Annotated in this window: 12 protein-coding genes; 3 read left to right on the top strand and 9 right to left on the bottom strand. The window is 64.0% G+C overall.

What is annotated here, in order from left to right; all coding sequences use genetic code 11:
- Positions 1 to 19 precede the first annotated feature (19 nt).
- The 6 genes from IEW02_RS22465 to IEW02_RS22440 form a co-directional block, all read right to left on the bottom strand.
- Positions 20 to 781, bottom strand: coding sequence for an SDR family NAD(P)-dependent oxidoreductase (locus IEW02_RS22465; RefSeq protein WP_188547185.1), 762 nt, complete (start codon positions 779 to 781; stop codon positions 20 to 22).
- On the bottom strand, positions 778 to 2487 hold the full coding sequence (locus IEW02_RS22460; protein WP_188547631.1) for an ABC transporter permease: 1710 nt from the start codon (positions 2485 to 2487) through the stop codon (positions 778 to 780). Before IEW02_RS22460 ends, IEW02_RS22465 begins: the two co-directional genes overlap by 4 nt.
- Positions 2488 to 2501: 14 nt before the next feature.
- A complete protein-coding gene (locus IEW02_RS22455; protein ID WP_188547183.1) occupies positions 2502 to 3662 on the bottom strand; it encodes an ABC transporter ATP-binding protein in 1161 nt (386 codons plus the stop codon).
- Positions 3662 to 4426 (bottom strand): SDR family NAD(P)-dependent oxidoreductase, encoded by a 765-nt coding sequence (locus IEW02_RS22450; protein ID WP_188547181.1) that lies wholly within the window; start codon positions 4424 to 4426, stop codon positions 3662 to 3664. Before IEW02_RS22450 ends, IEW02_RS22455 begins: the two co-directional genes overlap by 1 nt.
- 34 nt (positions 4427 to 4460) lie before the next feature.
- Entirely contained in the window at positions 4461 to 5501 is a 1041-nt protein-coding gene (locus IEW02_RS22445) for an ABC transporter substrate-binding protein (protein ID WP_188547179.1), read from the bottom strand.
- A 175-nt stretch (positions 5502 to 5676) separates the two neighbouring features.
- Positions 5677 to 7029 (bottom strand): FAD-binding protein, encoded by a 1353-nt coding sequence (locus IEW02_RS22440; RefSeq protein ID WP_188547177.1) that lies wholly within the window; start codon positions 7027 to 7029, stop codon positions 5677 to 5679.
- Positions 7030 to 7201: 172 nt separating this feature from the next.
- Between IEW02_RS22440 and IEW02_RS22435 the strand changes: the two genes are divergently transcribed.
- Positions 7202 to 7990, top strand: coding sequence for an SDR family NAD(P)-dependent oxidoreductase (locus IEW02_RS22435; RefSeq protein ID WP_188547176.1), 789 nt, complete (start codon positions 7202 to 7204; stop codon positions 7988 to 7990).
- Here IEW02_RS22435 and IEW02_RS22430 read toward each other — a convergent pair.
- Together IEW02_RS22430 and IEW02_RS22425 are read right to left on the bottom strand one after the other, a co-directional pair.
- A complete protein-coding gene (locus tag IEW02_RS22430) occupies positions 7980 to 9575 on the bottom strand; it encodes an MFS transporter (protein WP_188547174.1) in 1596 nt (531 codons plus the stop codon). The genes IEW02_RS22435 and IEW02_RS22430 overlap by 11 nt on opposite strands.
- Before the next feature lie 10 nt (positions 9576 to 9585).
- A complete protein-coding gene (locus IEW02_RS22425; protein ID WP_188547172.1) occupies positions 9586 to 10626 on the bottom strand; it encodes an ABC transporter substrate-binding protein in 1041 nt (346 codons plus the stop codon).
- Positions 10627 to 10837: 211 nt separating this feature from the next.
- Here IEW02_RS22425 and IEW02_RS22420 point away from each other — a divergent pair, with 211 nt between their 5' ends.
- Both IEW02_RS22420 and IEW02_RS22415 read left to right on the top strand, forming a co-directional pair.
- Entirely contained in the window at positions 10838 to 11863 is a 1026-nt protein-coding gene (locus IEW02_RS22420; RefSeq protein ID WP_188547628.1) for an NADP-dependent oxidoreductase, read from the top strand.
- A gap of 28 nt (positions 11864 to 11891) precedes the next feature.
- Positions 11892 to 12596: an alpha/beta fold hydrolase gene (locus tag IEW02_RS22415; protein ID WP_188547170.1), complete on the top strand. Its 705-nt coding sequence runs from the start codon at positions 11892 to 11894 to the stop codon at positions 12594 to 12596.
- A gap of 4 nt (positions 12597 to 12600) precedes the next feature.
- Here the strand turns inward: IEW02_RS22415 and IEW02_RS22410 are convergent, their stop codons facing one another.
- Positions 12601 to 14535 (bottom strand): oxidoreductase, encoded by a 1935-nt coding sequence (locus tag IEW02_RS22410; protein WP_188547168.1) that lies wholly within the window; start codon positions 14533 to 14535, stop codon positions 12601 to 12603.
- Positions 14536 to 14562: the final 27 nt, after the last annotated feature.

Below are 14562 nucleotides of genomic sequence, written 5' to 3'. Positions count from 1 at the left end.
GCATCCACCCCGGTCCCCTTCAGTCGCAGGTCCACCCGCCGTCGACGTACAGTTCCGATCCGGTCATGAACGACGAATCGTCGCCGGCCAGAAAAGCAACTGCAGCAGCAACTTCCGGTGCCGACCCCAGTCGGCCCATAGGCGTGTGCGCGATCATCGACCGATGCCGCTCCGAACCCTCGAATCGATCCAGCAGTTGCTGGGTCTCGATGAATCCGGGATGGATCGAGTTGACTCGCACTCCCGTCGTGGCCCAGTGCAACGCTGCATTTTTCGTCATCGTGCGTACCGCGCCCTTGGCCGCCGCGTAGGCGAAGCTGTTACCCAGTCCGCCGACCGTCCCCAGGATCGAGCAGATGTTGACGATCGACCCGCCTCCCGTCTGCTCGATGTACGCGCCGGCGTGTTTCATGCCGAGCCAGGTGCCGGTCTGACCGACCGCGATCACCTGCTCGTAGTGCTCGAGGTCTTCGTCGACAACCGTGCCGATGCTGCCGATCGCGCCGTTGTTGATCAGGGCGTCGAGTCGGCCGAACCGCTCGGCAACCGCCTCGACGACTGTGCCCCAGTGGTCTTCGCCGGTGATGTCGAGGGCGGCGGCCAGGTGTTCGTCTGGCCTGTCCTGATCGGCGACCAGCGCTCGGCACGCGGCGGCGTCGACGTCGGTGACGACCACCGACGCACCTTCCGAGGCCAATCGCCGGACGATCTCCGTACCGATGCCGCCCGTCGCACCGGTGACCAGGACGACTTTCTCGGACAACCGAGTTGGACCGATCACAGCTTGCTCAGAACGTTACGTCCGCCGACGAGCATGGCGATCGCGACCCCGATGGTCGTCACGGCAGTCATCAACAGAGCCATTGCCGCCACCAGCGGATACGACCCGTTCTGCCACATGTCGAACAGCAATGTGCCCATCACCTGGGTGGTCGACGCACGCACCAACAGTGACGCCGCGAATTCGTGCGTCAGCAGAATGAACATCAACGCGACCGCACTGAGGATCGTGGGACGCATGAGCGGCAACATGATTCGCATGGTGGTCACGAACGGTGATGCCCCGCTTGTGGCCGACGCTTCGTTGTAGGTATTGCCCAGTGACAGCATTGCGGTCATCTGCATTCTGGTCGCGAACGGCAGCATCAGCACGATGTAGACCAGAACGATGACGGTCCGGGTGCCGTAGAGGATGAACGGCGGTTCGGTGTAGGTCAGGAGGAAGCCGACACCGAAGATGACAGCCGGGATGCCCAGCGGCAGTGCAGTCATGAGGTCGGCGATCGTGGCGAGGATCTTGAACCGTCGACCGCGGACGAGCAGGTTCGCCATCAGGTAGCCCAGCGGGATGCAGATCACGACGGCACCGAGGGAGGTCAGAACGCTGGTGAGCACCGATTGCACCACGGCGTCGGTCGACAGGAGCGTGCGGAAGTTGTCGAGAGTGAGCAGGCTCCACGACAGCGACCCCGACCAGTACGGACTCAGCGACACGATGACCAGACCCACGAGTGGAATGACCAGTGCGAAGAGGGCGAACACGGAAATGGTGACCGTGGCCCAGGTGGCCCGACCCGTGGACGGTGCAAAGGCCTTGCCGCCGTGGGTGACGAATCGAGTTTGGTTGCCCAACAGCGCTTTCTGCACCAGAACCAGCACGATGCCGAAGATCACCAACGGTGAGCCGGCGGCCGCCGCGGCGGCGAAGTCGGACGGGGACTGCGTTACTCGGCTGTACATCTCCGTGGTGAGTACCTTGACACCGCTGTTCTGACCGAGCAGAAGCGGTCCGGTGAACTGGCCAAGACCGAGCAGCAGCGCGATTCCACCGCCGTAGATGAGGGACGGACGCAGTAGTGGCAGAACGATCTTGAAGAAGATACCCACCGTCGACGATCCGCTGGTCTGTGCGGCTTCGAGGTGTTCGGAGCTGATGTTCTGCATGCCCGAGCTGACGAAGAGGTACACGAACGACGTGAGGCCGAAGCCGGTGAGGATGATGATCCAGGGCACCGTGTAGATGTCGATCGGGCCACTGTCGGATCCGCTCCACCAGGGCAGCAAGCGCAGCACCACATTGAGGTAACCGGGACCGGGCGAGAGGAGAAAAGCCCACCCGACGATGCTGGCAACGGCGGGCATGACGATGGGCAGGATGGGAATGATCCGGAGCCAGCCCATCTTCGCCGGGAGCCGACTGGCCGCGAAGGCCAGCAGCGTGCCCAGCACCATGGCGATCACCAGCGACCCCAGCGCCAGCGAGGCCGTCGTGCCCAGCGTCTTGGCGATGTCGAAACGTCCGTACTGAGCCCGGTATCCGGCTGCGCCGTCCTCGAAGGCAAGCATCTGTAGCCGAACCATCGGAAGAACGACAAGGTACGCGAGCACGGCCAGAACCGCTGCATAGCCGATGCGGGCTCGCCACTGCGGCGACACGGACCGGGTGCGCGCCTGCGCCGGCTCGGTCGGGGTCGACGGTGGCGTCATCGTGGCGGTCGCCATCAGGACCGGCCCCCGGTGGTCGCGAGATCGCGGGGTGCGTCCGCGCTGTCGGGTACCGAGTCCGTGTAGACCCGCAGCGACGACGGTGAGAAGCTCACCACCAGTGGATCTCCGGGACGGCTCGCGCGCAGAGCCGCACTGTGTCGAGTTGCGTTCGCGCGCAACGAGAGCTGTTCCACGCCGGTCTTCACCGTGACGTCGAAGTAGCGGCCGCCGTATTCGTACGTCACCAACTCGGCGTGCAGCGCGATGTTCCCGGCCGGTACGTCGGCCATCGAGTCGTGCAACGACACGTCGTCCGGGCGGAACCGCGCTACCGCGGTCTTTCCTTCGTCGGCGCGGTCGCGAACCACCGCGTCGCTGAGATCGACGACGTCGTCGGCGCTGGTGATCCAACCATCGTGTCCCCGGCGTAGTTCCAGCCGGTTTCCCATTCCGATGAACGCCGCGACGTATTCCGACACCGGGTTCTCGAACACGAACTCGGGTTCGTCGTACTGTTCGATCTTCCCCGACTTCATGATGGCAAGGCGATCCCCGAGCGCGAACGCCTCGGCCTGATCGTGCGTGACGAATACCGCGGTGAATCCGAGATTCTGATGCAGTTGGTGGATTTGAGAACGAACCTGGTCCCGCAGTCTCGCATCGAGGTTGCTGAGCGGCTCGTCGAACAACACGAGGTCCGGCTGTGCGACGAGACCGCGGGCGACCGCAACTCGCTGCTGCTGGCCGCCACTGAGCTGCGACGGATAGCGGTCCAGGAGGCCTCCGCAGTCGACCATTCCGGCGGCACTGTCGACAGCGCCGTCGGCGATTGCTTGCTTGAGTTTGCGGACCTTGAGTGGGTACTGAATGTTCTCGCGAACCGTCATGTGTGGCCACAGTGCGTACGACTGGAACACCATCCCGATATTGCGTTTGTGCGCCGGAACGTTCACTTTCGTGGCCGCGTCGAAAACTCTGTCGTCGCGGAACGCGATCGAGCCCCCCTCGGGCGTCTCCAGACCCGCCAGGCAGCGCAGGGTCGTCGTCTTGCCGCACCCACTCGGTCCGAGGAGAACGAGAAACTCACCGTGCTCGATATCCAAATCCAGGTGGTCGACCACGACGTTCGTCCCGTACGTCTTGGTCAAACCCGATACCGCAAATCGAGACGTCATCAGTTGTTCTCTCTTTCATGCTTTTTCGGGGTGCGGACACCGGCCGCGGTGCCGCCGTCCACCAGGAGATCGGATCCGGTCATGTAACTGCTGTCGCGGCTTGCCAAGAACTTGACCACACTCGCGACCTCGTCGGGTGTCCCCCGCCGTTGCAACGGGATGCTGCGGACGTATGCCTGCGTGTCGTCGTCGGCGAAATCCGGGTGAGCCGTGATAGGGGTGTCGATACTTCCGGGGCACACGGCATTGACGCGAATGTTACGGGGCGCCAACTCGAGTGCGGCGACTTTCGTCAGCGCCCGCACTCCGAACTTCGATGCTCCGTACGCCCCGAGTTCGGCAGTGGCCACCACCCCGCGCAAGGAGGACAGGTTGATGATCGCGCCACCGTCACGCATGCACCGGGCTGCGGCCTTCAGACCGAGGAACGTCCCGATCAGATTGAGGTCCACCATCCGCCGGAACTGCGCCAGCGTCGTGTCCGCCAATGTGGCCTTGATCGCCGCACCGGCGCTGTTGACCAGAACGTCGAGGCCGTGCCCGTTGTCCGACATGACGGATGTGATTGCGTTCCAATCGGTTTCGTCGGTGACGTCCAGATGGTGATAGTGGGCGTTGGGCCCCAGGGTGTCGGCTCGAGTGCGGCCGGCGTCGTCGTCGACATCGGTCAGATACACCGTCGCCCCGGCATCGGCGAACGTTTGTGCGCATGCACCGCCGATCCCCCCGGTTGCCCCGGTGATCAGAACAGCTGTTCCTTGCATGTCAGCCTCTCCGAATCTGTCGACGCAATCGGCGTCAGCTCTGGAAGATGCCTGCCCACTGCTGCGAGTACTCGTCGACCTTTTCCGGAGTCAGGTCCTCGGTGTTCGGCAGCGTGATGTCCTGGGCCTGCGCCACGGCTCCGGTGACGTCGGGCAGCGCGGCGGCGTAACCACCGTTCAGTGCGGCCTGACCTTCCGGCGTCACCATGAAGTCGGCGAGGACCTGAGCGGCGTTCGGATGCGGTGCGGCGCTGAGAACTTCGGTGTACCAGGGGGTTCCCCAGGGGCTGTCGGGCAAGGCCCAGTTCACCGGTGCGCCGGCGGCGACCTCGGTGACCAGCGGCTGCACGGACGGACTCACCACCACTTCACCCGACGTCAACGCCTGCGCGATACCGAGCGCACTCGGGTAGATCCTGGGCTGGAGATCAGCGATCTGCTGCCAGTAATCGTCACCGTAGGTAGACGAGAAGTACTTGTACATGTCGACGTACGACGCGATGCCGGTCGGGTTGACGATGCCGATCTTGCCTCGGAACTTCGGATCGATGATCTGCTCGGGAGAGGTCAAGCCGTCCGGTACGGCTGCCGTGTTCCATCCGAGACCGAACACTGCCGCGCTCGACAGGAAGAACCGGTCGTTGATGACACTGGCCTCACGATCGAATGCCGGAGCGTCGAAATCCGGTCCGCGGAGCTCGGTGGAGAACGTACCCGACTCCGCAGCGGTTTTGATCCACGACGCGTCGGTCAGCATGTGTACGTCCGCCGTGCCCCGGCCCGTCTTGTTCTCGGTCTCCACGCGCGGGTTGATGTCCGGATCGGTCCCGCGAACGTACTCCATCTTGATCGAGGGGTACTTCGTCTGGAAGGCGGTGACCAGAGCATCGAGATTGGCCGGCTTCTGACTCGAGTACAACATGACGCTGCCCTCTTGATTTGCGGCAGCGACGATGTCGTCCCAGCTTCCTTCGACGGGCGCGGACCCGGACGTCGACCCGCCGCCACATGCGGCGACACCCAGCATCGCGGCTGTGGTGGTGAGGGCGACGATCGCCTTCTTGAAAGTCTTCATGTCTGCTTTCCTTCCGGGCACGTCTGCGAGCCCCGAGTCGAGACGACCGGTCACCCGGGTCGTGGGAATCCGTCGCCCCTGCATCTCGGCAACTGAACTGATGTCAGTTTGAAACGTAGTCGGGACAGGCTGTGATGTCAATCACCAGGTCACAGTAAAATGAACTGAATCCACTTCATGTCAACTGGGCGACGGAGGAGGACAGACCGATGGCGGTTTCGGCGGCCGTGAGGCCGAAGACCAACGCGGATGCCAACCCACCCGCGTACGCGCGGTTCCACAGGCCACCGGTGTCCGATCCGGCCACCAGCAGACCGGGAACAGGGACGCCATCGTTGCTCAACGCGCGCGCTCGGTCGTCGATTCGTATGCCGTGAAACGGAAACGTGATCGCCGGCACGGTCTCGATCACGTAGTACGGAGCCTCAGACAGAGGTGTCGGATCGAGCCGGCGACTCGGCGACACGGTGACCCCGGACGTCGCGTCGGCGTTGTAGGTCGCGACAGCAGCGGCAATGACGCCGCCGTCGTATCCCCACTCCTGCGGCAGGTATTCGAGTTCGTCGAGCGTCTCGGCCATCCCGACGCGGCCGCCCCGTCTGCTCGCCAGTTCGAACTTGTCGACGGCGACAGCCCCCTCGACGTACGACGCCAGCATCCAGTCCCGATGCACACGGGCGTCGGCGACGAGCAATCCGCGGCCGCCGGGCTGGTCGAGAAGAGCCATCGTGGTCAGGTGGTCTCCGACAGTCTCGTCGACGAACCGCTCACCGTCGACGTTGAACAGCAGCGCGTGCTCGCTGTAGTACAGCGACAAGTCCACGAAATCCGACGGGTCCCTCAACTCGACACCGCTCGGAATCAGATGTCCGTAAAACCCGGCATCGTCTGCCGACGCCGCCGCGCCCGCGTCGATCGCCAGACGATAGCCGTCGCCGCAGCTGTGTGGATTCGACCTGAGCTGCATTGTGGCGGCGTTCGGATGCACGTGACAGGACAGAAGATCATGGTCGCCTTGGAAACCGCCCGACGCGACCAGTGTTGCCCTCGCCCGCACCACGTGCGTCTCTCCGGCGCCGGTACGAATCACGGCTCCGCGCACCGCGTCTCCCTCGCGAACCAGGCGTTCGGTCACGGTGCTCACGAGAACCGTCCCACCCGACTCGACGACGAGTCGCCTACACGTGTCCACGTAGTGGTTCGTGTCGAACTTGTGCCCGCGGCCGAAACTCAGGATCTGCTGCGCCTCGCCGACGTCCACACCGACGGATCGAATCCACTGCACCCCGTCGTCGAAACGGTCGATCAACGCCCGCTTCAGCGCAGAGTCTCCGTTCGGATTGTGCTCGTCCATTGTCGCGTGATCGGGTGCCGTCCAGACGTAGCCGGCGAACCGGGCGGAACCACCGACGTCCGATCCGACGTCGAGCACACAGACACGGCTACCCGTGGAAGCGGCCTTCGCGGCCGCCGTCAGCCCTGCCATGCCCGCACCGATCACGAGCAAGTCGTAGTCGTCTTCGTCCATCGGAACTCCGTTTCCTCGAGCTGCTCGCGCGGCGACCATTGTTACGAGAACCGCCTTCGTTGCGTTGTGTTGCCGATCACCTTACAGTGAAGTGAATTCACTTGGTGAATGCGAGACGACACTGTCGGCACCGATGTCGTGGCGTCACAACCGTTGCAGGAAGGCGTGTTTCATGGCGGAGCGAGACTTCGATGGGGTGGTTACGGTGGTGACCGGAGCCGGATCGGGGATCGGCGCGGCCACAGCACGTTCGCTGGCCGATCGTGGGGCAGCGGCGGTATATCTCTGCGACGTCGATTCCGCAGCGGTGACGACGCACTCGTCCACCATCGAAGTCGGCCACCCTGTCGCACTAGACGTGAGCGATTCGGAGAGTGTGACCGCCGTCTTCGCCGGCATAGCGAACACGCACGGACGAATCGACGTCGTGGTCCACGCCGCCGGAATCGACGACCCGGCCAGCAAACAACGCATCCACGACGCGATGACCCGAGCAGAGCCCGTGGACGTCCTGACGCATATCGACGACTCGGACTGGCGCCGCATCATGTCCGTCAACCTCGACGGCACGTTCCACGTCCTTCGCGAAGCGGTTCGCGTCATGAAGGCAGCGGGTCGAGGCTCCATAGTGACCGTCGGATCGTCCTCGGCGTTCGACACCCTTCTCGGCTACCCGCACTACGCGGCGTCCAAGGCGGGAGTGCACGCCTTGAGCCAGTCGGTCGCGAAGGAAGCCGCCGCATTCGGAATCAGAGTCAACACGGTCGCACCGGGACCGGTGGACACCGCGATGGCGCGTCGAACACCGGAGCGACTCCGAGCTGCCATGACACAGAACGGGTTTCGTGGCTATGCCAGCGCCGAGGAACTGGCGGACAACATTCTCTATCTCGCCTCGCCGGCAGCAGCCAACGTGGTCGGTGCTGTTCTGCTCAGTAACGGTGGGCGGTTCACCGTGTGACGTCTTCACCGCGTCCGAACACCACGAACATGGAGACCTCGGGTGAGCGCACCACATTCTCGATCACCCTCTGCCGCACCCGACTCTCGGGAATCGTCAGCCGGGTCGTCTCCTGCGCCAGGTAGTCGCTCCAGTTCTTGTACGTACAGAATTCCACGTAGGACTCGTCCGACGAGGCAGACGCCGCAAGGGTCCACCGCACTGCACCGAGGCGCAGCCGTGATCTTTTCAATTCTGCGACGTCGTCGATGAATCGGTCGGTGCGGCCGGGCCGGACGGTGTAGACGGTCTCGACGATCACCCGCTGACCGCGGTAGTTCCCGGGCGGGGCCGACGGCGCGGACGCGCCGGACGGGTCGGGTGCGATGGTCTCGCTCGGCAGAATCCCTCGGCGCAGAATCTCCCCCGCCGACATCAGCATCAAGCACGCGGACAACAGCATTGCCGGGATCAGTCCGATGTGATCCGTGAGCAGACCCCACAACAGTGCACCGACGGCCTGGCTTCCCTGAAACGTCAACATGACGAATGCGATGACGCGCGCCTTCACCCACGGCGGCATGACGGCGTGCGTCGCGATCATCCAGGTGCTCTGCACACCGACCCAGGCCGCCCCGACAACGACCAACAGCGCGAAAGCAACGCCCTGGTGCGGGATCGATGCGAGACCGGCGAGAACCACCGCGTACGCCGCGGATCCCAGCGCGACGAAACCGTTCCAGCTGATCCGCGCCCGGACCGGCATCAGGACGATGGTGCCCGCCACGGCTCCGATGCCGATCGCCCCGGAGAGCAGACCGAACTCCAGCGTCGTGGCGTGCAATCGCTCGTTCGCGACGACGGGCAGCAGAGCCCAGAGGCTGCTGGCGGGTATCCCGAACATGATCACCCGCAACAGAAGTCGACGTGTCCATCGCGAATGCCTGATGAATCGCAGACTTCCTCCCACTGCGTCGACAACCGATCCCTGTTTCGGATTACGGCCCGACGCTGCGGGCACCTGGCGCGCCGCGATCGCAACACACGCGGCGAACAAACCGGCCACCAGGACGAAGGTCCAGGTAGGGCCCCAGACTGCGAGGACGGCACCACCGACGACGGGACCGATCGCACGTGCGCCGTTGAACACCGCGCCGTCGATCGCCGGTACCACCGTCATCATCTCGCGTGTCACCAAGTGCGGAAGCAACGCCTGCCACACGATCGCGACCGATGCGAGCCCGCTTCCCGCTCCGAACACGGCGAGCATCAGTACGGGCGTGGTGGCGAGGCCGAGGTGTTGCAGCAGGCTGAGCAATACCGCCGCCACCAGCAGCACCGCGGACGTGCCGACCAACAGGAAGCGGTGCCCGACGTACTCGGCAACCGCACCGAGAGGCAGCGCGAAGAGGAAGAACGGCACACTCGCGGCGAACTGTACCGCCGCCACCGTGGTGGCGGACTCCCCCGATTCGGTGAGAATCCACTGTGCGGCGAGTACAAGAACCCACACGCCCACACTGGCGCTCAGTTCGAAGCCCAGCATCATGCGAAACCGCGGCACGCGCAGTGGCGTGAACAGGCCGACAGTCTTGGGGCGCGTCATCACGACCCCGTTATCGGACGAAGTCCTTCTCCCACTCCTGCTGGAACTGCGAAACGAACTCGGGTGTAAGAGTTTCAGTGTCCGGGAGCGGAATGTCCTGCGCGCGGGCCACGGCCCCCTCGATGTTCGGCAATGCGCTGCCGTAACCATAGGACAACGCCGTCTGACCTTCCGGTGTCACCATGAAGTTCGCGAGTACCTGAGCGGCATTGGGATGCGGGGCTGCTGATAGGACGTGCGAATACCAGGGCGTTCCCCAGGCGGGATTCGGCAGCGCCCAGTCGACTGGAGCGCCGGCTGCCATTTCTCGGACCAGTGGCTGCACCATGGGCGTCGCGACGACTTCACCTGAGCTGAGTGCCTGAGCGATGCCGAGAGAACCAGGGTAGATCCGCGGGTTGAGTTGAGCCAGTTGTTCGTTGAAGCCACCGCTCCACTCCCTATCGAAGAATTGGTACTCGTCCACGACGGCGGCGAAGCCGGCCGGGTTGACGACACCGATCTTTTCGTCGAGTGCGGGGTCGAGCAGATCGTCGGTGGATGCAAGGCCCTGCGGCAACGCGCTCGTGTTCCACGCCATCGCGAAAACAGCGGCGCTGGTCAGGAAAATTTTGTCTTCCAGCACGCTGCGTTCGCGTCCGTAGTCGGCATTGTCGAAGGCTGGTCCGACGATATCGGTCGAATACACACCGGAGGCGGCCGCATTGGTGATCCAGGCTGGGTCGGACGCCATGTGAACGTCTCCGGTGCCCTTGCCGGTTCGATTTTCGGTCTCGACCCGCGGGTTGAGTTCGACATCGGTACCGCGGACGAACTCCATCTCGATCTCGGGGTAAGCCTGCGAGAATGCAGTCTTCAACGCCTGCAGGTTTTCCGGATGCTGAGTGGAATACAGGAAGACCGAACCCTCCCGCTCGGCCGCAGCGACGATCTGGTCCCACGTCCCCTCGACCGGACCGGATGACGACATTCCACCGCTACAGGCCGAGAGCACCATCGTCGTCGACAGTACGACCGCTAGCCCAACTCTTCTCGACAGACGCACTCTCATGGCCCTCCTTGGCAAACTGAAGTCAATTCATATAGCGTGGGCCCTAGTGAACGTAATGTCAATCACACCGAGGAACAGAACTTCGGCGGTGATTTTCGGTGGGTCGTAGACCGTGCTGCGAACCACGTGGGTCCGATGACGGTCCCAAACCAGCCGGGGGCCAGCGGAGTTGGCTCACCACCCAAGGCAGGAAGAATCCCTCGTGACCACGATGAACCGCATCCTCTGCCTCGCAACCCGCCCCGACAAATCGCTCAGCCCCGAACACTTCACGATCCTCGAGGAAAAAATCGGACCCCTTGGCCCCGACGATGTCCTGGTCCGCAACACATGGCTGTCGATCGACCCGTCCGTTCGACTTCGCCTCCATGCCGTCACACCCAACGGGTATCTGCCGCCGTTCGAGGTCGGCGAACCGCTCGTCGGGTTGGCGCTCGGAGTGGTCGTCGAATCACGCAGCAGTCGGTTCTCGCCGGGCGACACCGTCACTCACATGTACGGGTACCGCGACTGCGCGGTGGTACCCGCGGGTGGCGGTGGACTGGGCGGAGCCGGCTCACTGACCAAGATCGAGACCGATGGCTTTGCGCCACAGTGGTTCCTCGGACCACTCGGCAGCTCGGGACTGACGGCGTACGTCGGACTGGTCGAGATCATCGGCCTGCAGCCGGCCGACGTCCTGTGGGTGTCAGCCGCGGCCGGTGCGGTAGGAAGCATCGCCGCCCAGCTGGCCGTGTTGCGCGGCAGCACTGTCATCGCGTCCGCCGGCAACCAGGACAAGGTCGACTATTTGCGTGACGGTCTTGGTGTGCACAGCGCGTTCGACTACCACTCCGGCGATGTGACTACCCTGGTTGCCGACGCCGCACCCGACGGTATCGATGCGTATTTCGACAACGTCGGGGGCGATCACTTCGACGCGGCTCTCGCCAATCTGCGAACGGGCGGACGAATTGCCATGTGCGGCGCAATCTCCGGTTACGACGTGGCCGCCCCCGGCCCCGGCCCGTCCAACACCTTCCAGATCACGGCGAAGAGCCTGTCTATCAGAGGGTTCCGAGCCGGGTCCTTCGCCCACCTCTACGACGCGATGCGCTTCGAGGTGGGAACACACCTTTCCGACGGCTCGATGGTCCATCGAGAGTCCGTGTACGAGGAACTGGAACAAGCACCGACCGCTCTCGTGGATCTGCTGAACGGCCGGACAACCGGAAAGACACTCTGCCGACTCGCCTGAGTCGCGGGTATATCGAAAGGAAGATCTCATGTCGTTCGTTCTCGTCCACGGCGCCGGAATGGGTGCGTCGTGCTGGGACCGCCTGGTACCCCTGCTCAACGCACCGGCGGTCGCCGTGGACCTGCCCGGCCGGGGCACGCGCGCCGACACCGATCTTCGCACCGTCACGCTCGACGACTGCGCCGCGGCCATCGTCGCCGACGTGGAGGCCGCAGACCTCACCGACATCGTGCTCGTCGCACATTCGTTCGGCGGTGTGTCAGTGCCGAGAGTGATGGCCATACTGCAGGATCGGGTCAAGCACGTGGTATTCCTGTCCGCTGTGGTCCCACCGGACGGAACAAAAGTCATCGACCAGATCGACCCCGGTGTGCGCGACCTGGTTGAAGCATCGATCGTCGACGGTCTATACGGTCAGAGCGCCGAGGGCGCGAGAGCCATGCTGTGCAACGACATGGATGCCGAGCAGTCGTCCTGGACCATCGATCAGGTCATCGACGACTCCGGTGCTCTGCTGACCGAGACGGTGGACCTCTCCGGACTGCAGACGAAGGTGCCGCGGACCTACGTGCGGTTGACGAACGATGTCTGCTACCCGCCTCAGCTGCAGGAGAATTCTGCCGCGATCGTGTGCACACAGTCGGTGCCCGGTGATGTCGTCTTCATGGACTCCGGCCACATGGCTATGGTCACTATTCCCGATCAAGTTGCAGCACTGCTCAACTCACTGTAGGGGACTACACCTCCGCTCCTGCACGATAGCCCTCGGCGATCGCGTGGCCGATGCGCCGCGGTGCCAGCGAGTCACCGATCACGCTCACGGTCGCACCCGGCTCGATGCCCAGAGACGACACCGGTACTCGCGGCGTGTGCCACACCGTCAGAACGTCACCCAGCGCGGTATCGCCGATGCCGAACACGGGTCGCAAGTGCAGTGGCGCCGAACTGTCGTCCGGTACTACCAAGGATTGCGCCACCGCGAATTGCACTCCCGCCGATGCGAGTCGGCCGAGTAGCGGGCCGGCGCTCTCGGCAGGAACGCGGGACGCCAACGACGTGAGGGGCGTGGCGATGGTGACCTGCCACCCCGACTGCGCAAGCGTCTCCGCGGCGCTGTACGCGGGCCAGAAGCCGTCGCCCTCGTCGAACACGACTGCCTGGCCGATCCGAACGTCGGGCAGTCGCCCCAGCAGCACGTCGTCGACTGTCGCCGCGAGACGCCCGCGCAGACGGGCCGGTAGATCTGCGGGTCGTGACCCGGTCGCCACGATGACATGATCGGACGAGTCCAGGATGTCGGGTATGTCGTCGACTTCGATTCCAGCAGAGAGGTTCACGTCGACCTTCAGTCGCCGGGTCTCGCGGTGCAAATAGTCGATGATGTCCATCAACGTTGCTCGGTAGGGTGCCGCCGCAGCCATACGGACCGCCCCTCCGAGAGTCTCGTTCCTCTCGAATACCGTGACCCGATGACCGCGACCGGCGGCCACTCTCGCCGCCTCGAGTCCTGCGGGTCCTCCTCCGATGACGAAGACGTCCTTGGGCTTTCGAACGGCCACCCCGACGGAGGGATGACGCCCGCGCCCTACCTCGGCATTGACGGCACAGTGCAGGTGGGGGTCGAACGCTCGGCAATCCTGGTTGATGCCGAGACATCCGCGAACCTCTTCCAGGCGGCCGGTTTGCGACTTGATCGGGAGATCGGGGTCGGCGATGAGTGCTCGAGCCATACCGACCATGTCGGCATGACCCGACTTGATGGCATGGTCGGCTGTACCGGCGTCGCGAATCCGTTGCCCGACAAGGGTGGGCACGCCCGTTGCGGCGCGAACTCTGGATGCGGACGGAATGGCGACCCCGTCTTCGTTCGTCGAATCCTTCACGTACTTGCCGCGGGTACCGTGCGTGATACTGAAGTAGTCGATCCCGAGCCCCGCCAGGTTCTCGGCAATACGAACGCAGTCGTCGATGCCCATCCCTCCGGGAATTTCCTCTTCGCCACTGAGCCGAACGCCGAGCACGAAACCGTCCGGGATGACCGACTTCATCGCGTCGATGACCATGCGCGGGAAACGCATTCGGTTCTCGAACGAACCCCCGAAGCTGTCACCTCGCTGATTCGACAGCGGCGACATGAACTGTGCCGGCAGATAGCCGTGAGCCGCATGAACTTCGACTCCGTCCACACCCGCTCGAACAAGATTTCGAGTCGAGATCCGCCACCCCTCCACGATGTCCTCGATCTCGGGGACGGTGAGTTCGTGGGGCGGGTACGCATCACGCACCGTCTTGATCGGAGACGGGGCGGAGGGCGGCGCGTCCGATTCTCCCCCGATGAACTCCCGTCCGAGGTGACACAACTGGCCAACGAACCGGGCGCCGTGGCGATGAATGACATCCACCTTGGCCGCCGTCGCGGGAACGAACTCGTCGAGATAGCCCTCGATGAGCTTGCGTGAGCGGAGCGTAGTCGTGCGGTGCACCACGGTGGCCCCGCCGATGATCATCCCGACGCCGCCTGCGGCGAGCCGCTCGAAGTGTTCGGTGTCGCCGTGGGTGGGAACCCCGCGCTCGGCCATGCTGGTTCCGGCCGGGAGTGCAACGAGCCGGTTCTTCAACGTCATTCCACCGAGCTGTAGCGGTGAGAACAGATGCTGAAACTCGGGACTCATAGGGGTTGCCCTTCGTGGCAGTGCGTC

It is taken from the genome of Rhodococcoides trifolii, from assembly GCF_014635345.1.
GTDB classification, from domain to species: domain Bacteria; phylum Actinomycetota; class Actinomycetes; order Mycobacteriales; family Mycobacteriaceae; genus Rhodococcoides; species Rhodococcoides trifolii.
This window is presented reverse-complemented; position numbering and strand designations above follow the sequence as displayed.